The organism is Paenibacillus sp. FSL H8-0280, from assembly GCF_045040665.1.
Lineage (GTDB): Bacteria > Bacillota > Bacilli > Paenibacillales > Paenibacillaceae > Paenibacillus > Paenibacillus xylanexedens_A.
Window position 1 is genome coordinate 1235782 of record NZ_CP150296.1, and the last position, 26592, is coordinate 1262373.

General features: G+C 47.0%; 23 protein-coding genes. 19 read left to right on the top strand and 4 right to left on the bottom strand.

Annotated features, from left to right (window positions below):
• Nucleotides 1-1015 precede the first annotated feature (1015 nt).
• The 11 genes from MHI12_RS05475 (at nt 1016) to MHI12_RS05525 (ending at nt 13198) form a co-directional block, all read left to right on the top strand.
• Nucleotides 1016-1405: a GntR family transcriptional regulator gene (locus MHI12_RS05475; protein WP_036606399.1), complete on the top strand. Its 390-nt coding sequence runs from the start codon at nt 1016-1018 to the stop codon at nt 1403-1405.
• Nucleotides 1398-2300, top strand: coding sequence for an ABC transporter ATP-binding protein (locus MHI12_RS05480; protein ID WP_405171789.1), 903 nt, complete (start codon nt 1398-1400; stop codon nt 2298-2300). The genes MHI12_RS05475 and MHI12_RS05480 overlap by 8 nt, the downstream gene beginning before the upstream one ends.
• Complete coding sequence (locus tag MHI12_RS05485) at nt 2275-4302, top strand: hypothetical protein (protein WP_405171790.1); 2028 nt, start codon at nt 2275-2277, stop codon at nt 4300-4302. Before MHI12_RS05480 ends, MHI12_RS05485 begins: the two co-directional genes overlap by 26 nt.
• A gap of 544 nt (nt 4303-4846) precedes the next feature.
• Nucleotides 4847-5956, top strand: a complete 1110-nt coding sequence (locus MHI12_RS05490) for a hypothetical protein (RefSeq protein WP_405171791.1) — start codon at nt 4847-4849, stop codon at nt 5954-5956.
• 82 nt (nt 5957-6038) lie between these two features.
• Entirely contained in the window at nt 6039-7064 is a 1026-nt protein-coding gene (locus tag MHI12_RS05495; RefSeq protein ID WP_405171792.1) for an alpha/beta hydrolase, read from the top strand.
• Nucleotides 7065-7116: 52 nt separating this feature from the next.
• Nucleotides 7117-7650 (top strand): nickel-responsive transcriptional regulator NikR, encoded by a 534-nt coding sequence (gene nikR / locus MHI12_RS05500; protein WP_405171793.1) that lies wholly within the window; start codon nt 7117-7119, stop codon nt 7648-7650.
• A 288-nt stretch (nt 7651-7938) separates the two neighbouring features.
• Nucleotides 7939-9597, top strand: a complete 1659-nt coding sequence (locus MHI12_RS05505; RefSeq protein WP_405171794.1) for an ABC transporter substrate-binding protein — start codon at nt 7939-7941, stop codon at nt 9595-9597.
• 42 nt (nt 9598-9639) lie between these two features.
• Nucleotides 9640-10635 carry an ABC transporter permease gene (locus tag MHI12_RS05510; protein WP_405171795.1) on the top strand — a complete coding sequence of 332 codons (996 nt, stop codon included), beginning with the start codon at nt 9640-9642 and terminating at the stop codon, nt 10633-10635.
• Nucleotides 10632-11639, top strand: coding sequence for an ABC transporter permease (locus MHI12_RS05515; RefSeq protein ID WP_405171796.1), 1008 nt, complete (start codon nt 10632-10634; stop codon nt 11637-11639). The genes MHI12_RS05510 and MHI12_RS05515 overlap by 4 nt, the downstream gene beginning before the upstream one ends.
• A 1-nt stretch (nt 11640) precedes the next feature.
• Entirely contained in the window at nt 11641-12597 is a 957-nt protein-coding gene (locus tag MHI12_RS05520; protein ID WP_405171797.1) for an ABC transporter ATP-binding protein, read from the top strand.
• Entirely contained in the window at nt 12587-13198 is a 612-nt protein-coding gene (locus tag MHI12_RS05525; protein WP_405171798.1) for an ABC transporter ATP-binding protein, read from the top strand. Before MHI12_RS05520 ends, MHI12_RS05525 begins: the two co-directional genes overlap by 11 nt.
• 184 nt (nt 13199-13382) lie before the next feature.
• Here the strand turns inward: MHI12_RS05525 and MHI12_RS05530 are convergent, their stop codons facing one another.
• Nucleotides 13383-14570: a MalY/PatB family protein gene (locus tag MHI12_RS05530; protein ID WP_405171799.1), complete on the bottom strand. Its 1188-nt coding sequence runs from the start codon at nt 14568-14570 to the stop codon at nt 13383-13385.
• A 411-nt stretch (nt 14571-14981) separates the two neighbouring features.
• On the opposite strand from MHI12_RS05530, the gene MHI12_RS05535 reads away from it, so the two are divergent.
• A complete protein-coding gene (locus MHI12_RS05535) occupies nt 14982-15671 on the top strand; it encodes a stalk domain-containing protein (protein ID WP_405171800.1) in 690 nt (229 codons plus the stop codon).
• Between the two features lie 129 nt (nt 15672-15800).
• On the opposite strand, the gene MHI12_RS05540 is transcribed toward MHI12_RS05535, so the two are convergent.
• Nucleotides 15801-17810: a prolyl oligopeptidase family serine peptidase gene (locus MHI12_RS05540; RefSeq protein WP_405171801.1), complete on the bottom strand. Its 2010-nt coding sequence runs from the start codon at nt 17808-17810 to the stop codon at nt 15801-15803.
• 394 nt (nt 17811-18204) lie between these two features.
• On the opposite strand from MHI12_RS05540, the gene MHI12_RS05545 reads away from it, so the two are divergent.
• The 6 genes from MHI12_RS05545 (at nt 18205) to MHI12_RS05570 (ending at nt 22362) form a co-directional block, all read left to right on the top strand.
• On the top strand, nt 18205-18762 hold the full coding sequence (locus MHI12_RS05545) for an STM3941 family protein (RefSeq protein ID WP_405171802.1): 558 nt from the start codon (nt 18205-18207) through the stop codon (nt 18760-18762).
• A gap of 46 nt (nt 18763-18808) precedes the next feature.
• A complete protein-coding gene (locus MHI12_RS05550; protein ID WP_405172940.1) occupies nt 18809-19672 on the top strand; it encodes an aldo/keto reductase in 864 nt (287 codons plus the stop codon).
• 194 nt (nt 19673-19866) lie between these two features.
• The gene (locus tag MHI12_RS05555) at nt 19867-20253 is read left to right on the top strand and encodes a GntR family transcriptional regulator (protein ID WP_036606428.1); all 387 of its coding nucleotides are present in this window, start codon (nt 19867-19869) and stop codon (nt 20251-20253) included.
• Nucleotides 20246-20944 (top strand): ABC transporter ATP-binding protein, encoded by a 699-nt coding sequence (locus tag MHI12_RS05560; protein WP_340389302.1) that lies wholly within the window; start codon nt 20246-20248, stop codon nt 20942-20944. Before MHI12_RS05555 ends, MHI12_RS05560 begins: the two co-directional genes overlap by 8 nt.
• Nucleotides 20941-21681, top strand: coding sequence for a hypothetical protein (locus MHI12_RS05565; RefSeq protein ID WP_036606429.1), 741 nt, complete (start codon nt 20941-20943; stop codon nt 21679-21681). Before MHI12_RS05560 ends, MHI12_RS05565 begins: the two co-directional genes overlap by 4 nt.
• Before the next feature lie 180 nt (nt 21682-21861).
• Nucleotides 21862-22362, top strand: a complete 501-nt coding sequence (locus MHI12_RS05570; protein WP_405171803.1) for a hypothetical protein — start codon at nt 21862-21864, stop codon at nt 22360-22362.
• Nucleotides 22363-22537: 175 nt separating this feature from the next.
• Here MHI12_RS05570 and MHI12_RS05575 read toward each other — a convergent pair whose 3' ends face one another.
• Entirely contained in the window at nt 22538-23422 is an 885-nt protein-coding gene (locus MHI12_RS05575; protein WP_341006361.1) for a WYL domain-containing protein, read from the bottom strand.
• A complete protein-coding gene (locus tag MHI12_RS05580) occupies nt 23370-24725 on the bottom strand; it encodes a helix-turn-helix transcriptional regulator (RefSeq protein WP_405171804.1) in 1356 nt (451 codons plus the stop codon). The genes MHI12_RS05575 and MHI12_RS05580 overlap by 53 nt, the downstream gene beginning before the upstream one ends.
• A 371-nt stretch (nt 24726-25096) precedes the next feature.
• Between MHI12_RS05580 and MHI12_RS05585 the strand changes: the two genes are divergently transcribed.
• Nucleotides 25097-26590 (top strand): TROVE domain-containing protein, encoded by a 1494-nt coding sequence (locus MHI12_RS05585; protein ID WP_405171805.1) that lies wholly within the window; start codon nt 25097-25099, stop codon nt 26588-26590.
• The last annotated feature ends 2 nt before the right edge of the window (nt 26591-26592 follow it).

Here is a 26592-nt window from a genome sequence, read left to right on the forward strand (position 1 = left end):
AGATACTATATCCATCCATGGAAATGAAACACTACATATAGATTTTTTAGGACTTAAATTCTCAAATAATCTATATGTAGAATATCAATTCCATGGTGATTTCTTATGTCCGTGTCCACCCTTTGAAAGACATATCTACAATATGTATGCTCAGTGCGGACAGCACGAGTTGGCACTCCAAATGAACAGATAAACGATTGAAAAGGCTGAAGTCTGCCCCGACCCATTCAACGCAAATCATATATCCCATCGGATTATGTACCACAAACCAAATGAATAACTGGCCGGGTCTACACCCGATCCCTATATAGTAGCTCATTTGTGCAAACCCGAATTTAAAGCAAATACACAGTCTCGCTAACTCTAATTTAGCTGCCTACTGTACGGCCTACCGTTTGTGCAGACAATAGATCTATAACGCGAGACAACACAACACAACACAACACAACACAACACAACTAACGCATAACAGACCTAACAATCAATCAGGTTAAACGCGCACAAAAAAGTAACAAAGATACAGTGATTATTGAACAATATTTCATCTCCATCATAACGGAAGGGGAAAGACCTGAACAACCTTTGCATGTAATTCTGTCAAAAGAGGTCAGGCAAAGATTTTGGGTAGCCGTATCACTTCGAGTAGCCACATATAGCCACATCGCTTCAGATAGCCGTTTTGCTTCACTTCATGTGAACGCCACCCTGATCGAGCCCCGTCGTAAGCCAGAATGAACCTGCTTCCCAAAAATATATATGTCAAATAAACCATATAACCTCTCTTTATTAACGTACTCCCAAAAACACAAGAAGTCAAAGTCAACGGTTGACAATTCGATTTAACTGTATTAATAATAGTAGTACAGTTAATACACCTAGGAGTTGAATATGTACGGCTCTACAGCTGTACAGCTTAGGTAACGCCTTTTTACGCCTAGATATTTGCACATACACCTCAGATACAGTCATTTAAACCCATAGGTTATTTCACACATGTACAGAAAGGAGGTGCGGGATGTTCGAATTAGATGTACGCAGCCGTAAGGCGATCTACGAGCAACTAGTGGACAAAGTCAAAGAAATGATCGTATACGGTATTCTAAAGCCCGACGAGCAGCTTCCTTCCGTTCGTGCATTATCGACGCAGCTGACCGTGAATCCAAATACGATTCAGAAAGCGTATCGTGAGCTTGAACGTGAAGGTTACATTTATTCTTTGCAGGGAAAAGGGAGCTTCGTATCATCGTCAGTGGAACATCCGAATGAAGCCATGAGAGATGAGATCAGAGAGTCTCTGGTGAAGTTGATTGCAGAAGCTTCGTATTCCGGTTTGACCAAGGCGGATATGACGCTTTTGTTTGAGGAAGCGATGGCCCGTATAGAGAAGGAGGAGCCTCATGATTGAGCTGAATCAAGTCGTCAAAGCATTTGAACAGGAAAAGGCAGTGGATGGCGTAACGATGCACATACATAAGGGGTCGATCTATGGTTTGCTCGGTTCCAACGGGGCAGGCAAGACTTCGCTGCTCAAAATGATGGCTGGCATTTACCGTCAGGACAGCGGGACTGTTCGTATCGAAGATAATGAGATTTATGAAAATATGGATCTCAAAGGCCGCACAATTTTTATGGCCGATTCGCCGTACTTTTTTCCGCAATCTTCAATAACTCAGATGGCTGCATTTTATCGTTCGGTATATCCGCGCTGGAATGAGGAACGGTTCAAGCAACTGGCGACCGTGTTCAAACTGGATGTAAAACGCAAGCTGCATCGCATGTCCAAAGGCATGCGCCGTCAGGCAGCCGTATGGCTGGGACTTAGCTGTATGCCTGAAGTGCTGCTGATGGATGAGCCTATTGATGGCCTCGACCCGGTCATGCGCCAGCAGATCAAAAACCTGCTGTTCCAGGAAGCAGCTGAGCGTCAAGTAACCATTGTCATCTCGTCGCACAACTTGCGTGAGATCGAAGATCTGTGTGACCATGTGGCGATTATGCACAAAGGCCGAATTATTGTAGAGAAGGATCTCGATGATCTGAAGGCCGATACGCATAAAATCCAGGTTGCTTTCCGCCACCCGGACCATGCACAGGCCATGGATGAGCAGATTGATATCTTGCATGAAGAGAAGCGGGGAAGTGTATCCCTGTACATTGTCAAAGGCAACCGACAACAGGTAACGGATCAATTCCGTGTACATGATCCGTATCTGCTGGATGTACTGCCTTTGACGCTCGAAGAAATCTTTATCTATGAAATGGAGGACGCAGGGTATGATATTCAACCGATTGTTCTGTAACCGGGGCATCCTGATCCAAAATTTCAGACAGCATGGATGGATAGGCGTTTTATTTCTCATCACATTGTTGTTCTCACTTCCGTTATATATCGCTACCGAGTACAGGGACGTGCCACAGCAGATTACAAGTTTGTTTCAGGCCAATGGTGAAGTGCAGATTTTGTTCGCTATCACACTGCCCGTAGCGGCTGGTATTTTTCTTTTTCGGTATATTCAGTCTGGTGCACCTTCGGATCTGTTCCATAGTTTGCCGTTACGTCGTAAACATCTATTAACGATTAATCTGTTGACCGGATATGCCATGATCCTGATTCCAATCTGGATTACAACTGCGATTACCGGCTTGGTATGGGCGGTACTGGATCAACCTGCGTTTCTGTTCGATGGCAGTACAATCTGGATGTGGGGCTTGAGCATGAGTATCTACTCGCTGTTTATGTTCATGCTAACTGTGGCGGTGGGCATATGTATTGGTCAATCTGTATTGCAGGGACTCACCGTGTACGCGCTCGTCTTGTTACCTGTTGTCGTGTGGTTCATTATGTCACTTCATCTCCAGCATTATTTGCTCGGATATGCTTTTGAAGAAGTGGGCTTTAATGCGGAGAAACTCTCACTCGTCCTGCGTGTGGGTTCGATCAGTATCCTCCCTGTAATCCGTCAGGAGTTAATTATCTATGCTATATTTGCAATCCTGTTTATTCCTCTAACCTATGTACTTTATGCGAAGAGACAGGTTGAATCTGCTACTCAAGCAGTTACGTTTAAGCTTATAAAACCTATATTCCGCTTCGGATTGATGTTTACATTGGTTCTGATTGGCGGAGGTTACTTTACAATGATTGCTCCAAGAGGATCAGCTGGATGGGGAATATTCGGATATATCCTCGGCGGAATTGTAGGTTATATCGTTGCGGAGATGATTATTCGCAAAACATGGCTGATCTGGAGCAGCAGGCTGCTACCCAAGCTGATTCTATATGGTATCATCGCTGGTCTGATACTTTACGTACCTATTGCCGACTGGAATGGATACGCCGCTCGAGTGCCTGAAATGAGCAAGGTGAACAGCATCAAGCTTGGTGGGGAGAGTTATACCTACAGTAACGGTGTCACTCAGAAAAAGGACGATGCTCACCTCTATTCTAATGATCCGGAATACATGGGGGCAGTTATCGCTCTTCATCAAAAAATCGTGGATTCCGATCTTCCTTTATTGGATGATCCGATTAATACAGGTATGCGTAATGATGAGTCTATATTAATTAACTACAAGCTGGATAACGGCAAAGTGATGAAACGTAAATACTACATTCCAGAAGCCGAATTCCATCAGGAATTAATGGCTCTGAAACAGTCCCAGGATTACAAAAGAGTCGCCTTTGAAACGTATAAGTTGGATGAAGATGCGTTAAGTTTCGGCATTCGCTCTGCCATAAGTTCATACCGGAAGGTTTATATTAGCAATCCGGAGCAAGTCCGTGAGTTCAAAGCATTGTTGAAACAGGACATTTTGGATCAGACCTATGAAGAACAGCGCTCCCCGTGGCAGTCGTTTGCTTACGCGGAGATGAATCAGGACTCTACTTCGAAAGATCTATTTCAACCGAGGGAGATGTGGAATTTTGAGATTAAACCTAGCTATGATCGGGTATTGGCTTGGCTGAAGGAGAACAAGTTATACGACCAGTTGCTTGTCCAGGCAGATGAGATTGTCTCCGCTCAGTTTGCGAAGCAGGAGATTAACAGTCCGGGTTCGCTTCAGTGGACTACTCCGCAGCCAGAATATATCGATGGAAATCTAAGTGGTAACAAACAGATAGCGACTAAAAACAAAGAAATCATTAGTGATTTGCTCAAACGTCAACGGTCTGGTTATCTAACAGAGAAAGATACCATTTATCAGATCAAGTTGAATGTAACTCGTGGCGAGAACATCTATATGATGTTAAAAGAAGAGGATCTGACCGAGGAAATGAAAGCTATTTTGGTCAATCAATAAGCTGAGCTGTATCAGTTGTTAACTATAAGCGGGAAGGGTTCTCCTGTTGATTGAAGGGTTGATATTAGACCAGGAAAACTATAAAAATTGAACTAAACATTTACACAAAACGTAGAGGACAGAAAGAACCTGAAGAAGCGGAGCGTTCGCCTTTATCCCCGGATTTACCCTTTATATAAGGAATCAAAAAAATCTGGGGATAACAGCGATCGGAAGGTTGTTCTGTCATCGGAGTGTGCAGTGTAAATATTCTTTAGTTCAATTTATATAGACACGACTTGACCAGATACAGCGAATGGAATATATTAGAAAAAGGAAAGGTTCGAGCGACTCGTTCAATCGAATCTCATATGGAACGGCTTATGAGGGAAGCACCCGTAAGAGCAGGCAAATGCCTGACTTGCGGGTGCTTTTTTGTCGTTCGCTGATTTCGTTGGCTATTCTTCTGCGAGGAAATGGAGGTGGAGCTTCTCAAATTGGATAGAACAGAGGGTCAGACGGCTTAATATCTTCCAACTATTTTGAAGAAAGGGTGTAGGAATGCATGCAAACAGAAGTATGGAAGGGAACGTTAACTGATCAGGAGGGAACAGTATGTTGTCCTTCTTTCCTATTATTAGGAGCAGGAGGATATGACTTCATAGAACATGACGGCCTATTGGAAGAAAAAAAGGGGCGACAGCACATCGAAGATATAGCTACAGAAGATATAGTTTTAATGGAGACGAGTGACTTTCTAATCCCTTCTCCAATAGCAGGTAGCCATAGTCACATGATGGAACAAAGTAACGTCCTGCGTGGTCAATTGTCATCGTTGGCTCATCTTATTTTCAGATCACGCCTGCTTATAGGGCTTGTGATTCTGTTCAGCGCAGGCACGATTTATTTTGCTTCAACAGCCGAGGCAGCGGGCATAGATCTTGGCGTAACAGCGCAGAAAGCCTGGGATTCCGTTTTGAACAAAGCCGACGCACAAACCAAGTTAACGTTGAAGCAAGCGTACGATAAAGTGGGGAACTGGAAGACACAAGAGCAGGTTTGGGAACAAAAAATAAAGACACTTCATGTCGCCAATACCGCGGAATTGGAGCGATTACGTGTAGAAATAAGACAAACCGATGATGCGAAGGTCGCAGCTCTAGCTGAAAAGGTAAAGCAAACACAAGCCCGATATGAACCGCTATTCGCCCTCTATAGTTCAGTCAATAGACAGTTGGATGCAGCCAAAGCCATCAAAAATAAGGAATGGAGTGCAGCGATCCGCACACAGGCAGAGACGTTGAGACCCGTTGTGAAGCTTGCCAGAGAAGACATCCGGATCAAGAAAAAGGAACTTGCTGAAGCACGTAAACGGAAGAGCGCTGAAATAAAACGTTTACGAGCTATGCTAGCAGGGGCTGACTCCGCGAAGAAACAGATTCAACCGGCTAAAAAACAGGCGAGTCTGGCAAAAGAACGATATTCCAACGCTCTACAACAGTTCAAACAGAGTACAAAACAAAGCCAAACGTCACGTGTACTCAGCTCATTGAACACATTGGCGTCTGCAGCAGAGAAGTGGGCAGGAACAAAACAAAGTATTCATACACTGGAGCAAAACGTATCCACTACGTATGTGAAAGTCAGACAGGAAATCGCCAAGAGACCCAAATAAGAGGAAACCCGGTCCTCTCCGCAACGTACACAACTTTAGATGTAAAGACGCTTCGATGAGATGATGGAACGAGGTGGAACTATTGCAGACCAAGTTGGAAACGAAACGTACGGGGGCAAAAGGTTTTAAACGTAAACGTTACTGGATTCCCAGCGTTGTACTAATTTTGATCATAGGTTTTATTGGGATTGGTACACAATGGACACCCAAAATAACGGTATTTTTATTAAAATCATTAATTGAAACTACTAATCCAGACACAAATAGCAAGGATACTATGCTCTCGGATGGGATAACTCGTGTTGTGGATGTGCCCTATGCAGACGAAGGGCGTAATGACAGTACACTGGATATCTATTATCCTTCCGTAACATCGGAACCTTTGCCTGTTGTGTTGTGGGTTCATGGTGGTGGATGGGTCTTGGGGGACAAAAAGGATATCGCAGATTATGCCGTTCAATTAGCCAAGCAGGGTTACGTTGTGGTCAGTATGAATTATGCGCTCGCACCGGATACGAAATATCCCATTCCCGTGGTCCAGACGAATCAGGCTTTGACTTACGTGAAGAACCATGTCAGTGCGTATCACGGTGACCCGGAAATCATATTTCTCGCAGGCAATTCGGCAGGTGCCCAGATTGCAAGTCAGACTGCGGCAGTGGTGACCAATCCTTCCCTCGCCAAACTGATGAATGTAACACCAGCCGCCCAGCCAGAAGACTTGCGTGGGGTTCTTCTATTCTGTGGTCCATACAATCTAAGCACAGTAGCCAATACAGGTTTTCCACTCATACGGACATTTCTCTGGTCATATACGGGAGTCAAAACATTCGAAGACTATCCACGTCTGCATGAAATGTCGACCGTGCTTCAAGCCACAGCAGAGTACCCGCCTGCATTTATTACCTCAGGCAATGATGACCCGTTGACCAGTCAATCGATTGAGCTGGCACAAGTATTGAAGCGCCTTGATGTTGAGGTGGAAACCTTGTTTTTCTCAAACTCATCAGAGAAGCTGGGACATGATTATCAATTTAATCTTGAGAGTGACGCTGGACAACAGGCGATACATTCGGCAGTACGATTCATGCAACAGTATAGTCGATGAGCAGACAAGTCTGTGGTACACTCGAAGCAAATGAGGGCGCAGGAGGAGAAGTATGGCAGATAAAGAAGATTTGACCCGGTTCGGGGTGGCGTTTCCTACACCTCTGATTGAGCAGTTTGACCAGTATATTGAGGAACAGGGATACAAAAACCGATCCGAGGCTTTCCGTGATCTTGTTCGCAAAACATTACTGCAACCTTCTGCATTACAATCCGACCAGGATGTGGCAGGCACCATTGTGATGGTCTATGATCACCATATCAGTGATCTTCCCATTCGTTTGATGGAGCTGCAGCACGAGGCGCATCATGACATCATTTCCAATATGCACGTGCACCTGAACCATGACCAGTGCCTGGAGGTAATTGCCGTACGGGGTAACCTGGGACGATTGCGTCATCTGCATCAACAGATCCAGGTACAAAAAGGTGTTTTGTATGCGGAGCTGTCTGTGACTTATGTAGATGAACTCAACAAACTGGCTCATGCTCAGAGTCGTCAGGATGGCAACCCGGATCAAAGTCTGGATGATAATTACAGTGCGGGGCAGCATGGTCACAGTCATCATCATCGCTCTGCGGAGTAAGACAAATACGGGTGTAATTTCTATGAAAATATAGCAAATCTAAAAAAACAGACTATTGGTTAGATGCCAACTGTCTGTTTTTTTTTTGTTTGTTATAATACCTGACTTTATAGAGCGCTACAAATACTCGGTTATACAATTTTTTATTTATTAATTCTGAAATATGAAAAAATATGGATTACGAAGTTAACTTTGTTGACATATGATTTGTATTTTGTGCTACAATTTCTCTAAAAAGTAACACGAAAAAAGTGAGTGCAGCACATATTTAGAGGGGGAACGACCAGAATGGGCAGATTTTCATGGAGATGGGGAAAACGAAAAGGTAGAACAGGATTAGGCATTTTGCTTGTATGTTCCATTGGTTTATCTGGTTGTGCACAGAGCACAGCGCCAACAGCTTCATCAGCAGAGAATGGACAGTCAGGAACAACCTCAACCAAAGACGAATTGGTGCTGGCCGTTGGCACCGAGCCGGAAGGCGGGTTTGATCCGACAACTGGATGGGGGCAGTATGGTTCGCCACTTTTCCAAAGTACCTTGCTGAAGAGGGATGCAAAGTTACAGCTGGTTAACGATCTGGCTACCGCATATTCAGTTAGTGAAGATGGGCTGACCTGGACGATTACGCTTCGGGACGATGTGAAGTTTTCGGATGGGGAGCCTCTAACGGCTGAGGATGTGAAATTTACATTTGAAACAGCTGCCAAGAGTGGGTCCGTGATTGATTTGACCAATATGGCTGATGTGCAGGCACCCGACGATCAAACGGTTGTATTTACACTGAAGTCGCCGCAGTCGACATTCATCAGTCTGCTGACGACACTTGGCATTGTACCTGAACACGCCTATGGTGCCGATTATGCGGAACATCCGGTCGGTTCAGGACCGTACAAGCTGGTTCAGTGGGACAAAGGACAACAGGCCATCGTGGAAGCCAATGAAGAATATTACGGTAACAAGTCTGCATTCCACAAACTCACCTTCCTCTATCTGGATGAAGATGCAGCCTACGCCGCTGCACAGGCAGGTACGGTGGATATCGCTGCTATCCCGGCAGCGTTTAGCAAACAACAGGTGAATGGCATGACTTTGGAGGCCGTGAAAACCGTAGATAATCGTGGCATCATGTTCCCCATGCAACCTGCTGGTGCCAAGTCGGGCGATGGTCTTCCCGCAGGAAATGATGTGACATCTGATCTGGCGATTCGCCAAGCGGTGAATGTTGTGATTGATCGTAAGGCTTTGGTTGAGGGTGTACTGGAAGGGTACGGTCGTCCAGCTTATTCCGTCAGTGATGAACTGCCTTGGAGCAATGCAGAAGCTGTATTTACAGATGCCAATCTCGAAGAAGCGAAGCGCATTCTGGCGTCTGGTGGCTGGGTGGATGCGGATGGTGATGGTATCGTCGAGAAAAACGGCGTTAAGGCCGAGTTCAATCTGCTTTATTTTGCAGGTGATTTAACAAGACAATCTCTGGCACTGGCTGCTGCGGATATGGTAGCCCAGGCGGGAATCAAAATCAATGTTGAAGGCAAAAGCCGTGAAGAGACGAAAAAGATGGCTTACTCCAACGCTGTATTATTTGGTTGGGGCAGTCATGATCCACTGGAGACGTATAACCTCTATAGCAGTACCCACAAGGGAGAAGGGTATTACAATCTGGGGCTGTACAGTAATCCTGTCGTGGATTCTTGGATGGACAAAGCCCTTCAGGCCACCAGTGAAGAAGAGGCATTACCATTCTGGCAGAAAGCGGAATGGGATGGAACAACAGGTTTCAGTTATCAGGGTGATGCGCCATGGGCATGGCTCGTAAATATAGATCATCTGTATCTGGTTACGAATGGACTGAACATTGGCGAGCAGCAGATCCACCCCCATGGTCACGGCTGGCCGGTGACAACCAATCTGGAGGAATGGTCCTGGGATAACAGTACAAAGTAGGAAACGTACCGGTAGCTTTAGCCTGAATTGGGGAGAGATTGGATGACAGGCAGGAATGGATGGGCGAGATTTGTTGGTTTTAAAATGTTGCGACTTGTATCTCTATTGGTTGGAGTCAGTGTGTTGTCTTTTATATTAATGCAATTCTCTCCTGTTGATCCGATCGAAGCCTACATTGGTGGAGACATGATCAGGGTAAGCGCCGAACAGCGCAGTTTAATCGAAGAACGTTGGGGATTGAATGAATCTCCCATGGAACGATTGCTGACTTGGGGACAAACGCTGATTCAGGGAGATCTGGGAACTTCGATGATCTACAGACAACCTGTAGCGGATATTATCCAGGAACGATTCATGAATTCTGTCGCGCTTATGGCTGTAGCCTGGCTATTATCCGGCATCTTCGGGTTCGCTCTTGGGGTAGTTGCCGCCATGAGACGGGATTCGAAGCTGGATCGCCTGATCTGCTGGTATTGTTATACGCTGGCTTCCACGCCATTATTCTGGATTGCGCTGTTGCTGCTGATGGTATTTGGGGTGTGGCTCGGATGGCTTCCAGTTGGCCTTGGAGTACCCGCAGGCATGTCGGCTGATCAGGTCACATGGGGAGATCGGGCTATTCATATGATTCTGCCAGCGTTGACCCTCAGTTTGACTGGGGTAGCTTCTATTGCTTTGCATACCCGGCAGAAGCTCACGGATGTGCTCGAGTCAGATTATATTCTGTTTGCGAGAGCGCGGGGTGAGCGTGGATTTCAGCTGTTCCGTCGACACGGGTTCAGACATGTTGTTTTGCCAGCCATAACACTACAATTTGCTTCGTTCAGTGAACTATTTGGTGGGGCCGTACTTGCAGAACAGGTATTTTCATACCCCGGCCTTGGTCAGGCAACGGTTCAGGCTGGGTTGCGTGGAGATGTTCCACTGCTGCTTGGGCTTGTGATGTGCAGTGCAATTTTTGTTTTTACAGGTAATATGGTTGCAGACATTCTGTATCGTATGATCGATCCACGGATGAAGGAGGAGCTGATGTCATGAAGCAGACGGTAGAACGCTCCTCCGAGCAGACGGCAGAAACAACCGAAGTACAGAAAGTGAAAACTGCGACTCAAGAGGTAAGGTACAGCATTAATCCGGGGTTACTACAAGCTGAGACTGGAACAGGAACAGGAACAACACGCCAAACGAGAAAAGGTTATGCGGGTGCCAGAGACCAAAATTTCCGCAACCCTCGCCAAAGAGCGGTGATCTGGGGAAGCCTCGCGGTGATCTGGATTGCCGTTGTGTGGTTGACGGGCAGGCTGCTTCCGGCTGGTTCTACGCTGTCTTCACTAATGGATCGGAATTTGGCTCCAACCTGGGCGCATCCATTTGGCACAGATTGGCTCGGAAGAGATATGTTCATGCGCACGTTAAAAGGATTGGCAACCAGCATTCAAGTGGGATTACTTGCTGCATGTGGTGGTGGAATGATCGCAATGTTATTGGGTTTGGCAGCCGCTTCAAGCAAGACTGCTGATCGGGTGATCTCATGGATTATCGACCTGTTCCTGAGTGTACCTCATCTGGTATCACTGGTTATGCTGGCCTTTGTATTTGGTGGAGGTTTGGCAGGAGTCGCGGCAGCGATTGCGCTGACTCACTGGCCGAATCTGGCCCGGATTGTACGAGCGGAGATGATTCAACTGAAATCCGCAGAATATATTCAGATTTCACACAAGTTGGGTCAAACACGTTTACAGATTGCGGTGCAGCATATGCTGCCACATCTGGTTCCACAACTGTTCGTGGGCGTATTGCTAATCTTTCCCCATGCGATTCTGCATGAGGCGGCCATTACGTTTCTGGGGCTGGGGTTGTCCCCGCAACAACCGGCAATCGGAATTATTTTGTCCGAATCGATGAGATATTTATCTGCTGGCATGTGGTGGCTCGCCTTTTTCCCGGGACTGGCATTGTTGCTGGTTGTTCGTGCGTTTGATGTATTGGGCAACAGTCTGAAGACATTGACGGGTACAGGTAGTTCAAGGGAGGTGAGGTAATATGGCTCTTCTTGATATTGAGGGAGTGTCGGTGTCATTTCGGCGCGCTCGCGGCTGGTTTGGGCACGAACAGACTTACGTCATTCAGAATCTGGATCTTTCCATAAACGAGGGCGAGATTGTGGCTGTTGTAGGCGCAAGTGGATCGGGCAAAAGTGTGCTGGCGCAGGCCATTATGGGTATTCTACCTACCAATGCCAGGTTGGAGGGGCGTATTAGCTATAATAGCGAGCCTTTAACCCCAGAGCGGCAGCTTCATCTGCGTGGAGACGAACTGGTGTTGATTCCACAATCCGTCAGTTATTTGGACCCGCTGATGAAGGTGGGAAGACAAGTTAAGCCGGTAACCCTGGATTTGGGACGGAAGAGCCGCTTCATAGCTCGATCCCATATGAAAAAGACAGAGCAGGAGCTGACGGATCGTTATCATCTTCCTCAAGGAACAGCCGGGAAATACCCGTTTGAGTTGTCTGGAGGTATGGCAAGGCGGGTGTTGATGGCGACAGCGACCTCAGGTCAGCCCAAGCTGATCATTGCAGATGAGCCGACACCAGGCATTCATCCCGAAGTGCTGGCCGAGACGATGAAGCAATTTCGCGAGCTTGCGAATGAAGGCGTAGGCATTCTATGGATCACCCATGATGTCACGACAGCCCTGACGGCAGCGGATCGCATCGCTGTATTTTATGCGGGTACCAATGTAGAGGCGGCGCAGGTGGATGATTTTAAAGGGAATGGAGAACGTCTGCGTCATCCATATACAAAAGCGCTCTGGAATGCGTTGCCGCAGAATGGATTTCAGCCACTCCCAGGCTCCCAACCGTTGGCAGGTCAAGAGATCACCACAGGCTGTTCATTTGCTCCCCGATGTAATGCAGCAACCGCTGTATGTATCGGAGAACGTCCAGATCTTCGTAAGGTACGGGGCGGAGAAGTGAGGTGTTTCCATGTCACTTGAAGCACGGGACGTGAGTTACCGTTACGATACGAAATCGTGGGTGTTCCAGCAGATGAATATGCAGGTGAAACAAGGCGAAGTCGTGGGCTTGTGGGGACCAAGTGGCTGTGGAAAAACAAGCCTTGGACGCATCCTTGCAGGATATGCCGAACCTGTGGCAGGACAAGTACTTCTGGATGGGAAACCACTCCCGCGTACAGGAGTATGTCCGGTTCAGCTGGTATTCCAGCATCCGGAGAAAGCTGTGAATCCACGCTGGCGAATGCGCCGCGTGTTGCAGGAGGCGTCTGTGCAGGATGAACAGTTGCTCGAAGCATTGGGTATTCAGCAGACCTGGTTGGACCGTAGACCGAGTGAATTATCCGGTGGAGAACTGCAGCGTTTCTGTGTGGCGCGAGCACTTGGGACAGCGACACGTTACGTGATCGCAGATGAGATGACAACGATGCTGGATGCGATCACTCAGGCACAGATCTGGCATACCGTGATGGAAGTGGCTCGCCAGCGTGATCTGGGATTACTGATCATAAGCCATGATCGGGATTTGCTGAACAGGTTGTGCGACAGAATTACACCGATGCCGATATCGATGTCACTGTAATTTTAAATATGTTCGAATAAACAAAATGATCAAATACAAAAGGGGAGCCCCTTGTTCAGTCATTGACCATGAATGTGAGTCATGGACTTGACTACGGGGCACCCTTTTTTTATTTTGACAAATATTCACCATTTAACGAACAGTACACGTTATGTTCGCAACGTACATAGATCTAACTGACAGCTTATTTGCCCGACACATTGTTTAACAACACAGATAATCTGCGCATCGCCTCTTCAACCGTGGAACGTGGACAGGCTACATTAATACGCATGAACCCTGTACCCTCTGTTCCAAAGAAGCTCCCGTCATTGAAAGCAAGCCCTGCTTCATGAAGAAGCATATTGCATAGTTGTGCATGTGGAATATTCAGCTCCCGGAAATCCATCCATAACAGATAGGTCGCTTCGGGCAGATGCATTTTAATCTGAGGCATATGTTCCGCAACATATTGCTGTACATACTCCATATTTCCACGGATATAGGCAAGGCACTCATCCAGCCATTCCTCGGCATCATTGTAAGCAGCTTCGGTTGCAACAGCCCCCAGTGTGCTGATATTAGCAAGTCCCATCGTTTTTACACCCTGCGCGAACGATTCTCGCAACTTGGCATTGGGGATGATGATGTTGGATGTGCAGAGGCCAGGAATGTTGAACGTTTTGCTTGGAGCCGTACAGATGATACTTAGATCAGAGACGGCGTCCGAGATCAGGGTCAGTGGTGTATGAGTTCCACGCTGATGAACAAGATCGGCATGGATTTCATCTGAAACCATCAGTACGTTGTATTGCAGACACAGTGACGTAAGCCCTTCAAGCTCCTCACGAGTCCATACCCGTCCAACCGGGTTATGAGGACTGCACAGAATCAACATTTTGACCCGACCCGTCTGCAAGCTGGATTCCAGTTGTTCCAGATCCATCGTGTAATGACCATTATTCTCTACCAAAGGATTGGTGATCAGTTCACGGCCCTGACCACGTACTACTTCATAGAAGGGAGCATACACCGGGGTTTGGATGACCACTGCATCTCCCGGCCCCGTGAATCGTTGTACAGCAATGCTGAGTGCGGGCACGATACCTGGAGTGAATACAATCCAGTCATCGTTAATTTTCCAGTTGTGGCGCCGTTCCATCCAGCCTGCAACAGCTGCATGATACGCTTCAGTCCGCACTGTATAACCAAAAATCCCGTGTTCCATCCGTGTTTGCAGGGCTTGAATGACGGATGGTGGAGCAGCAAAGTCCATATCGGCCACCCACATCGGAAGCGCATCAGCAGCACCGAAGATATCCTCAAGCGCATCCCATTTCTCAGATCCGGTAGAGATCCGGTTAATAGGCTGGTCAAATGTACTGTTATTCATCGTATTTAATCCCCCTTGAGTTCCGTTCCTTCGACCACAAATCGACAAATAATTATCTAATACATTGGTTAATTTCGCAACTGTTGTGCGTGTATGATTAGCTTCATATGTATGGTCCGGGATTCAGGACTTTATTCATATAAGAACAACTTAAGGAGCCAGAGAACAGCGTGCATACGACAAAGACTATTTTTGTACGTCCTTGGTCCTGTTTTGTCCATTTATCGTTTACAACCTCTTGTCAGATGCTATTATATTGCTAACATTTGGTGGAACAACGGGCTGTTATCCGAATAAGCTCGTACCCATACATGATGAGCATAACTACATGAGCCTTTTGCATAAATCAAGCGATCGTCTTGAATCGTATGATGCATAAGGCTGACATTTGAACTCAGGAGGCGTTTAGGGATGAAAAGCAAAAAGTGGTTGATTGCTGCGGGTGTGTTTGGCATGGTGTTAACCGGATCGGCAGGTGTATATGCAGGTACACAACTGGAGACAATCAAAGCTTATCTGAACCATGGGCTCGCCATCGAAGTGAACGGACAGAAATTTACACCGACAGGTGACCAAGGCAAAAAGCTTGCGCCAATTACATATCAAGGCAGTACATATCTCCCCGTTCGTTCGATTGCTGATGCGTTAAAAACCGAAGTGAAGTATGATTCCCAAAACAATAAAGTAAGCATTGGCTCTTCAAGCTCTTCTGGTGGGTCAACATCTACAGGCAACAGCGGATCGACATCGCCCTCAACAGGTACAAACACACAGGCGGCAGGCGTGAAGTCCAAGTATCTGCCAGCAGATTTCCCATTGCCTAAGGATGCGAAGGCAACAAGTCTCATTGAGAACATAATGGATGGTGATAAAAAAGTTGTTCTCACGTACACAACCAAAGAAACGTTGCTAACCGTTGGAGAATCCTACAAAGACTACTACCAGACCAAAAACTTGAGCCAGAACACTCAGGATATCCAGGCAGACAGCTTCAGCATCGTGGGTCGTGAAGATGGTAAATATGCCGTGACCATCACGGGTTCTGTGTCTGCAACCAACAAGGATCTGAATGAAATCACCGTAGTGTGGGGCGAAGAGTAATCTTTCCTTCTATAAAGGTGAACAGCCAAAGCCGTCCGTTGAAATCATAACAGATTTCATTGGACGGCTTTTAAGGTTGAATCCCTATCGGGTTCTATACTCTGAAATAATAGTCTAAATATTAGTCCGTTACAGGTACTCGTTAAACCATCCGGCAATATGCTCCAGACGGCGTACCCTCAAGTGAGGATGACCCCCACGAGATAACTCGTGGTTGGCACTTGGGAAACGAACTAGACGAGTGGTCTGTTTACGGCGTTTCAATGCAATGAACAATTGCTCGGCCTGTTCAATTGGACACCGCAGATCCTGTTCGCCATGCAAAATGAGCAGCGGAGTACTCACGTTGCCAACATAAGCGAGCGGGGAATGTTTCCATAGTTTTTCCGTGTCATCCCACGCGTTACCGCCAATCTGGTCTTCCGTGAAGAAATATCCAATGTCACTTACGCCGTAGAACGATAGCCAGTTAGAGATGGAACGCTGGGTAACAGCGGCCTTGAAGCGATCCGTATGTCCAACAATCCAGTTGGTCATGAAGCCACCATAACTGCCTCCAGTTACGCCCAATCTGGATTCATCAATAAACTCATATTGAGACAGGGCATAATCCACGCTCTCCATGAGATCGCGATAATCGCCACCACCGTAATCTCCTCGACAGGCGTCTACAAATTGCTGCCCGTATCCGAGGCCACCGCGTGGATTAATGTATACAACAGCGTAGCCTTGTGCGGCGAGAATCTGGAACTCGTGCATAAATGTAAAACCATACATCATGTGCGGGCCGCCATGAATCTCCAGAATGGTCGGGATTTTGACCCCGTCGACCATGCCATGAGGTTTCATGATCCATCCTTGCAGCCGCAGGCCATCTGAGGAATTAAACCAGAAGGTCTCAGGTGTACTGAGATGGATCTCATCCTCAAGCTGTGGGTTGCTGCGGGTGAGCTGAATCGGTTCTACCCCGGGATCTTCCGGTTGTTCATACATATAGAGATCGCCAGGATTTTGTGTATCGGCAACAGCGGCAACGATCTGCCCGTTTTCCAACTCGGCAAATTGATAAATCTCCCGTTCGTCAGGACATATATAGTCGGCACTGCTGCCGTCTCGTGCGAATTTGGTGATGCGTACACTACCATGGATGGTCGCTAGACAGAGGATGGATGAACCATCCCGACTGAATACAGGCCCCGTGGTTGTCAGATGTGATCGCATGTCGCCAACAATGCTGTGATTGAGTTGCACGTCCCAATCCGTGCTCAGACATACAGGTTCACCACCTGATATAGGAAGGGTGTACAACTTCACAAGTGTGGCATTTCCATAGGAACGGTCACTGGCGAGCAGTGCCAAGGATTTTCCATCCGGTGCGAAAGTCAGTCGGCTGAACGTATATCCTTCCGGAGTTATCTGCTGCACATCTGATCCGTCTGCCTTGGCAAGGTAAATGTGATTGGTTAGGGTGTAATCGTTATGGTTCTCGCCTTCTTGGGGCATCTGTGCGATCCAAGCGATGGATGTTCCGTCCGGGGACCAAGCGTAATCTCCAACGTCATAATGACCTGTAGTTACAGGAATTGCTTCCGCATCGATCGGTGCGAGAGCGAAGAGGTGGGAACGTCGACCGTTCCATAATCCACTGGCATCTGATTTCATGCGAATCCGGTCTACAACATGTTCTTGCAGCAGTTTGGGTTTATCGTCTACAGGATCTGTATGTTCTGATTCTTCATCTCCGCTCATATCCACGGATGATTTCACAAGCAAAGTATGACCATCCGGTGACCAGAGCAGGGAACTGACACCATGTTTCAGGTGACTGATTTGCCGTGCTTCTCCGCCATCTGTTGCGATGATCCACACTTGGGATTTCCCATCAACCTCTCTTAAAAAGGCAAGCTGAGACCCATCGGGCGACCAGGCAGGGGAAAGATCCTTCTCACCAGAGGTAAAGGGCCTGTCCTTTTGACTTCCCAGATGCAGCAGTCTCAGGTGAGAACAATAACCGTCACGTGCTTCATTCGTTTTCCGGCTTACATATACAAGTTGTCCGCCATTAGGGGACGGAGTTGGATCATTAACCCATGTAATTTGATAAAGATCTTCCGATGTTATGCCGCGCTGACTCATCATTGTTTGTCCTCCCACCATGAATTAGAATTGGTTAATTTCCTAACCTTTCCATTTATATTAACGGAAAGCAAGGGACAGGACAATATGACTAAGGATGGGAGGGGAGACTTTTATAACAGCGATCGGAAGGTTGTTCTGTCATCGGAGTGGTCAGTGCAAACATTCTTTGTTCAATTCATATAGGTGTGTTAAAAGGATTTCCTCGAAGGATGACGAATCCTAATGTTGAATAAGCGCAGAAATGACGAAAAATGGTCTTAATTCAATGTTTAACATTGGTTAATTTGGTTTAATGTACAATGCAATTCCTGTTCTACATTCAGGTAATTGGTTCATAGCCATTCGTTTATATAGAACTCGTATGATTCAGTCACAATGGAGGAGGAACGTCACGTTGAGCACATCCTATGAGCAGCATGTGGAATATCCAAACCGGAAACGAATGGCGTGGCTCACGGCAGGGGCAGCACTTTTTGTGGCAGCCGGATTTTTTTTAATTTTTGATCGTTCTTCAGTTACGAATGATTCCATCCTTTCGGATGTGATTGGACTTCTATCCATTTTGTTTTTCGGGCTATGTTTCTGTTACAGTCTGGTAAAGATGATTAAGAAGGAACCTTCTTTTGTAATCGATGAGGAGGGGTTTGTGGATGCATCTTCTTATACCGCAGGAGGAGCAGTGGCCTGGAAAGACGTTGAGAATATTTTTATGTATGAATTGATGGGACAGAAAATGATCGGGGTCAAATTGCGGGACGAGAAAGCCTTTCTGGATCGCCAGAACGGGATGAAACGCAAATTGATGACGGTCAACAGCAATATGGTCGATGCGACCATCAGCGTTGCCCAATGTAGCCTCACAGTGCCACTGGATCAATTGTATATCATGATGATGAGCCACTGGAGACATGTGAGTGATAACATGATTTATGATTCGTATAATCGTCGTTAGAGAGGTCAGAATGTCCATAAGTCTTCAGAATGGAGGAATATAGATGATGCATGGTAATCAAACACGCACGATTCTACTTCCGGATGGAACTGCCCTGCCTGCGATAGGACAAGGCACATGGAACATGGGAGAGAAGCAATCCAGTCAGCAAGAAGAAGTGCGTGCACTGCGTTCCGGTATTGAACAGGGAATGACCGTGATTGATACGGCGGAGATGTATGCAGAAGGTGGGGCAGAGGTTGTTACGGGAAAGGCCATCTCGGGCCATCGTGATGAAGTTTTTCTCGTATCCAAAGTATATCCCCATCATGCGGATCGCAAGCAGATGATTACGGCCTGTGAACGTAGTCTTAAGCGTTTAGGAACAGATCGCCTGGATCTGTATCTGCTTCACTGGCGCGGAGGAGTACCACTCGAAGAGACGGTTGAGGCATTGGAACAATTGAAGCAATCCGGTAAAATCCTTCGCTGGGGTGTATCGAATCTGGATACAAGGGATATGCAGGAGTTATGGAGTCTGCCGGAGGGGTCTCAGTGCATGGTGAATCAGGTGCTCTACCATGCAGCTTCACGTGGTATTGAACATGATCTGCTTCCCTGGATGCGGGAACGTAGCGTTCCTGTAATGGCGTATTGTCCACTGGCACAGGGTGGCAGACTTCGCAGTGAATTGTTGGAGCATCCGGTCATTCAGGAGATTGCACAGAGTCGAGGAGTTACGACTTCGCAGATCGCATTAGCCTGGGTGATCAGAGACGGAGACATACTGGCGATTCCCAAGGCGGTACAGCTGAATCATGTGGCAGACAATGCAGCAGCAGTGAACATCGTTTTGACACCAGAGGAACTGACACGGTTGAATGAGGCATTCCCTGCGCCTACAGGCAAGGTACCTTTAGATATCGTGTGAAATAGATAACAATACGATTAATAAAGTTATACAGAGCAGATCTTCACGATCTGCTCTTTTTTTGTATGGATATCGATAGCAGAAGCTTGCCCTTCAATTGAGCGAATATATATTTTAACAAATGGGCTTTACAACACTATTTCACTAGTGTACTATGTAACTAATACACAAGTACAGAGGGGAGCGAGAGCTTTGTGACTATAGAATTTGATAACAATTTACCAATCTATCTGCAGATCATGCAGTACATCAAGAGACAGATTGTAACCGGGACACTTCAGGCAGGTGACAAAATTCCTTCGGTTCGTGAACTGGCGGCTGAACTACAGATCAATCCAAATACAGTACAACGGACATTTCAGGAGCTTGAGCGGGAAGAAGTGGTCGAAACCAAACGGGGCTTGGGCAGATATGTGACCAGTGAGGAGCGGAAGATTATGACGATCAAAAAAGAGATGGCCGGTGAATTGCTGGAACGCTTTCTGACCGGAATGCAGGAACTGGGGATCGAAGAGCAGGATATCTTATCCATCGTAGCCGATGCCGTTGCGGAAGGAAAGGGAGGAACAACGCATGAGTAACATCCTTGAACTGAACCAGATCAATAAGACATATGGCAATAAGAAAGCGCTCAGTAATATTACATTGGATATTGCTCCAGGACGAATCGTAGGTCTGCTGGGTAGCAACGGTAGTGGAAAAAGTACGCTCATGAAGCTGGTTGCAGGTTTGTTGCATCCGAGTAGCGGAACGATTCAAGTTACAGGTAAGCCTGTTGGGCTGGAGACGAAGGCGTTGGTTTCATTTATGCCGGATCGTCCATTAACCGAAAAGTGGATGAGAGTGCGGGATGCGATTGCGTATTATCGCGATTTCTATGCTGATTTTGATGAGGAGAAGGCGCGGGAGATGCTGGACTTCATGAACCTTGTCGAGAGTGACCGGGTACGGCATCTCTCGAAAGGTATGAATGAACGACTACAACTAACACTGGCACTTTCTCGTAAGGCTCGTCTGTATTTGCTGGATGAACCGATTGGCGGAGTAGATCCGGTTGCGCGAGGCAAGATTCTGGATGCGATCGTCAAATTCTATGATGAAGAGAGTAGTCTGATCATCTCCACGCATCTTGTGAATGATATCGAACGGATTTTTGATGAAGTTGTCTTTATTCGCGAGGGTGAGTTGGTGATGCGAGAAGAAGTGGAAACGCTCCGTCTGAAATATGGGAAAAGTGTGGATGAGATGTTCAAGGAGGTCTATGCGGAATGATGACATTATTGAAGTATGACTTTAGAAGGAACTGGAATACACTGTTGGCGGGGCTAGTTATTTTGATTATCGCTCAAGTGGGGCTTTCCCTTTTCGTGTCTGAGGTTACAGGGATTGTGCTTGGCATTATGGGTTATGTTGGAGTAGGTGTGGCTATTTATGTGAAAATGATCAAAACATACACGTCCAATATCCGATCATATAATCGCCGCCTTTTACCCGTAACGGGCCTGTCACATGTGTTGTCTCCCTTGATCTTTGGAGCCCTTTGCGGGTTGGGGTTAGTCATTATATTCGCGACTCATGCCTACATCTATATCTCAATGAAGCTACGAATGAACATGGCTACCAATATTGATCTTTCGGGTCTGCATGTTTCGGATTATATTAGTTTGTTGCTGTTTAGCGCATGGGTTATGGTATTCATGACCGTCATTATCTTCCTTTCGATCTCGATTGCAGGCAGCTTCCGTTGGAGAACGGGGCCATGGATTGGAATCGTTGCATTCTTTGTCCTCGTTAATCTGCTTGGCTGGTTGGAAAATATCATTACGACAGGACGTTTTAGTCCAAATGAAATGTTCCGGTACACGGAAGAAAGTACAGGGATCTCGATCACAGCCAATGGCGTATTATGGTCGGACGGCATGTGGGGAAGCATTGTTTTTGAAGTCATTGTGGCGGTCATCTTGGTGTGGGCTACCATTTACCTGAACAACAAAAAAGTCGAAGTCTGATAACAGGATAACTTGAACGTGATGCGAGCAACCAGGGTTGCTCGTTTTTTTACATCCAGTAATAATCCACTTTTTGAATCCACTACCATTAATTATACGTATATATAGATATATTGTGTGCTCGATGCGAGATTAGGTTAAAGAGAACAAAAGGATATGTAAGCGAAAGGAGGAAACGTTATGGAACTATACTTCAGGGATAACTTTTTTAACGCAGGTTACACCGAGATTATGAATCCGAACCAGGAACAGGCAGGTCATCTGGATTTGAAAAGTGTCTTTGGTTCTTCGCTCGATGTATCGGATAACTCGGGATTAGTCTGTAGCGGCAAATTTCGCATGTTAACGAATCGTTGGGATATCACTGCAGCAGATGGGAGACTTCTGGGTGTGTTGCGGGCCAGGTTCAGTTTCTTTAGCAAAAAGTATGAATATGACGCAGGATCACGCGGTACGTATGATGTGTCTGCCCCAGCATTTTCGCAGGAATATGATATAAGTGGCAGTGGTGGCCGCATCGTGGCCAGTTTCCGTCGTACCAGCGGCTGGTTTAGTTCAGGGGCATTTGTATTAGATAATCAGTCGGAACAACTGGACACGTATGAATTAATTGCAGTGGTCATGGGCGTGCACGCGATTAACAAAAGAAGGAACTCGGCTGCCAGCAGTGGTGGAACCTAGTTTAGGCGCATGTATAGCAAAAAGGTTTGGATGAGATCATCCAGACCTTTTTTTTCGTATATGGATATGGATATGGATATGGATATGGATATGGATATGGATATGGATATGGATATGGATATGGATATGGATTTGGCTTTTGAGCAATAGTTATGGTTAACCCACTCTTACAAAATCATTGACCATCGGCTTTCGCAAGAGAATCCTCCTCACGTTGGCGGTGCTGAACTTCATTGGAGTGTTTGGGATGCATATCAGGATCTGTCTCTGCATAACGGGCCAATGCCTTGGCAGCTGTCTCGGACATCCGTTCCCGCAGCATCGTGTGGTCAGCGATTCGAATCCGTTTGCCGAGAAAACGCATTTTGGATAAGACATAATCCATCTCATTACGTGGAATGGTCAGCTCAATCCGATATGTCTGCTCGGCTTCCAGGTACTCCACCTGTTTCTCGAAGCAGGAGAAGGCATAGAGGATTCGGGATAACTCCTGATTGAACTCAGGCAGAACCTCGATGGTGATGGTCGTTTTACGCTTCTCCGTTATCGCAGCAATTCGGGCAGTGTAACCCGAAGCGGTATCCAGTTCAACCGGTTGGGCTTCCACGGTAACGATGCTGTGCAGCTTGGTTGACATGAGTTTGTCGAAGCGAGGCGCATACCAGAGCACGTACCATTCTTTTTTGACCATGGAATACTCCAGTTTATACGGGAAGCCGAATTCATCCTGGCTTGTGCGTCCATTGCGGACGCGACCCGTCATGCGAAATCCCTGATGATGCAAAATGATTAGCCGTAACTGTCGAAGTAGTGGGTGAGAGACATTGTTTTCTTCGCTTTTGGCTTTTTCAGTCAGGTAATCTTGAAGGTTCAGGTCCTGCTCACTATTCAACATATTGTACATTTTATCTAATGTTACAGGGCTCAGCGCTTCTCTCGCAGTAGGGTGATTCAGCATCATACGAAGCCAGGCCCGTTCCTGTGAGGTCCAGGTGAACAGTCCGGTTTCATTCAGTCGGGTCATCATCTGGTAATTGAACATCTTCTCGAACAGGTTCATAATACTCCGCAATCTCCTTCCATTCCTTGATCATCTCCTGGCGTAGTCTCTGCGGTGCGATGATTTCGCAGCTTGAGCCAAAACTCCGTAACCACGGTTTGATCTCGGTGGTACCGTTGACCTGGATTTCGTAGAGAAAGGTATGGTCCGTTTCGGGTATGATCTTGCCCCATTGACCTTGCAGACGAACTCGATCCAGAATGAAGTTGCGCTGACCACGCTCCGGGTGGAAAAATCGCGCTTGAACCGTCACGGTATTCCCCGTATCTACAAGCCAACTGTACCGACTGATGTCAGTCCATTGCTGCTTCAACTCGAGCATGTATTCCTCTTCGACTGTATCCTGTTCCTCCAGTTGGGTTATGCCTTCCATGCGGAATTTCACAAAGCCACGGCGGCCCTGATATCCAATGACATACCAACGACCATACTGATGGTCATAGATCACTTCAAGGGGCACGATCCGGTTGGATCGACCATCTGCTTCCCGTTCAAAACGTGGATTCGTATTCTGTGAACTGTAGCTGGATGGTTTTTTCGGTGAATAGTATAGGAACTGCACACGTTTGCGCTGACGAATCGCACCAAGCAGCGTGTAGAGATGAGCTTCGTCCAGGATACGAGAATAATAGTGATACTTATAGATATAGGGTTCGGTCGCTTCTTCTTGCGGAAAACTTGCCGTAATGGCTTTCTTCAGACTGTCCCGCAATAAGTACCCCTGTACGGAAGGAACTTGGGTATTCGCCATCATATCCACAAAATCATACAACTCCAGCTGTTCCTCCACCGTTAATTCGGTAAGGACGTCCTGTTGTAAAGCATATCGATACGGTCTGCCGCCCGGCTCTTTTCGAATAACCCCAACCTCTTCCAAATACTTCAGGTCGGAGCGAATGGTTTTCTCGTCAGGTAACGCCAGATCTTCCGGCAGATCAGCACAGCAGGCGTCCAGCAGTTCCATTGCGGTTAAGGCTTTATGTTGTAAGGTATGCAAAAGAACAGAAAGTCGCTGAACTTCAGTCTCTTTCATCGACTTGGCACGGAAGAGAAAGAGCAGCATTGGCTCTGCCGACTCCCCGTATTGGAAGCGGACGAGATCTGCCATTTCCCGGCTTGCTTCGGCACCTGAGCGTTGGCCGGCGACGGTCTGCATGATTTCTTTTAATCTGCGATTGGTTTTATCAAAGGTATGTACGGATATGCCAAGCCGCTCGGCATACTGTTTACGGTTATACGCACCGCTTGTTAGGGATAACATGCGTAAGAACTGAATTTCTTTGTCAAAACTCTCTCTTGCCATGAACATTCACTCCTTGTTATCCCTTCATTGTAGCAGGATGAGCGGAAGGTTTCATTTTAAACTTATGAAGGTTGACTCCATTTCAGAAAATGATTCGTCGCCATACTTTCGCCATGTTCGCGTGCAGATGTGTGAGGCATAATAAGGTTGTGAAGCGGGGCAGCAACAAACTCTGCGGATCAAGGTTCCGAGGCGCCAGGGAGGGTTACTTCGACTGTTAATCGACCAGGTCGTTGGTTCGAATCCAATCGCCGCCGTACATGGCGGTGTAGCTCAGCGGTAGAGCGGGTATTATACCTTCCCACCTTTTTCCTCGGAACATTTTATTATGGAATATCAGTAAATAGACTCACACCGGGAGGTCATGAGTGATGAGCAGAGCGAAACAATTATTTAATCAGCCTCAGCCAACGACACGTAATCATGGGGGTTATGGAGCCTATGAGCGATTGGTGGAGGAACAATATATACAGATGTTGATGACCAATACATTGAACAATACGTTTTATGCAGATACACAGCAACTGATGGACGATGCGATGGTCAGTCATCAGGAGATGGCTGAGGTCGATGCGGGGTTTATGGCGCGGGCGCTGGTCTATGCTCGTAATGAAGGTTTGATGCGGTTACAGCCTCTATACGGGCTAGCACTGCTGTCAAAAGTGGACCCGGATCAGTTTGCGAAGGTATTCTCCAAGGTGGTACAGACACCGGCTGACTTGGCCGATTTTCTGACGATTCTGAGAGGATTGGGTCGGGGGCAGGGCGGCCGAGCGGTGAAGCGTCAGGTGAGTCTCTTTTTGAACGGGATCAGCGAATACTGGGCGATCAAATACAACGGACGCGGGCGTGGATATAATCTTGGCGATATGATCGCTACAGCACATCCCAAGCCGATAGATCTGAAGCAGCAAGCCTTATTCCGTTATTTGCGCGGGCATGAGGTGGATCTTACGCAACTTCCGCAGTTGCAGGCGCTGGAAAAGCTGAAAGCTACCCCAAACCCGGCAAGTCGGATGCATCTGATCGAGAAAGGTAAACTGCCGTATTCGGTGGTCACCTCGATCATGCAACCGACACGTACGGTGTGGGAGGCGTTAATGTCACAGATGCCGATTTTTGCGTTGCTGCGCCATCTGAATGCAATGGATCGTGCGGGAGTTTTTGAAAAATCGAAAAATATCGATTATGTTACACGTCGTCTAACGGATGCAGAAGCCCTGCGTAAATCGCGCATATTGCCTTTCCGATTTGCCAGTGCATATGAAATGATTGCGAGGGAAGAGCTGCGGGATGCTTTGCGACAAGCGGTGGAGCTATCCATTGGCAACCTGCCAACACTGCCGGGAAGAACCGCCATTTTCTTGGATCGTTCCGGTTCCATGCAAGGGGATTATTTACGGATTGGTTCGGTGCTGGCACTGGCGCTTTATAAACAAACACGAGGTAACGCGCTGTTCTGGTTATTCGACCATATGGTTGAGGATGCTCGTCCCAAGATGGATGAGAGCATTCTTTCCCAAGCTCACCGTATTCGCGCACAAGGTGGAACAGACACGGGTCGACCAGTGCGGGAACTTCGGGATATCGGAGAAAAAGTGGATCAGATCATTATGATCACCGATGAACAGCAGAATGAAGGCAGCCCGTTATATGCCGAGCTTGAGCGATATCGCCGGATGATGAATCCGGAGTTGAAGGCATTTATTGTGGATATAGCACCTTATCAGCAGGCAATGGTACCGCCACGGGATGGCAAAACCTTTTACATCTACGGTTGGAGTGAAACGGTATTGACGTATATTGCCGAGACTGTGGCAGGATATGATACACTCGCGAACCGGGTGAGAGAGATAGAGATTTAATT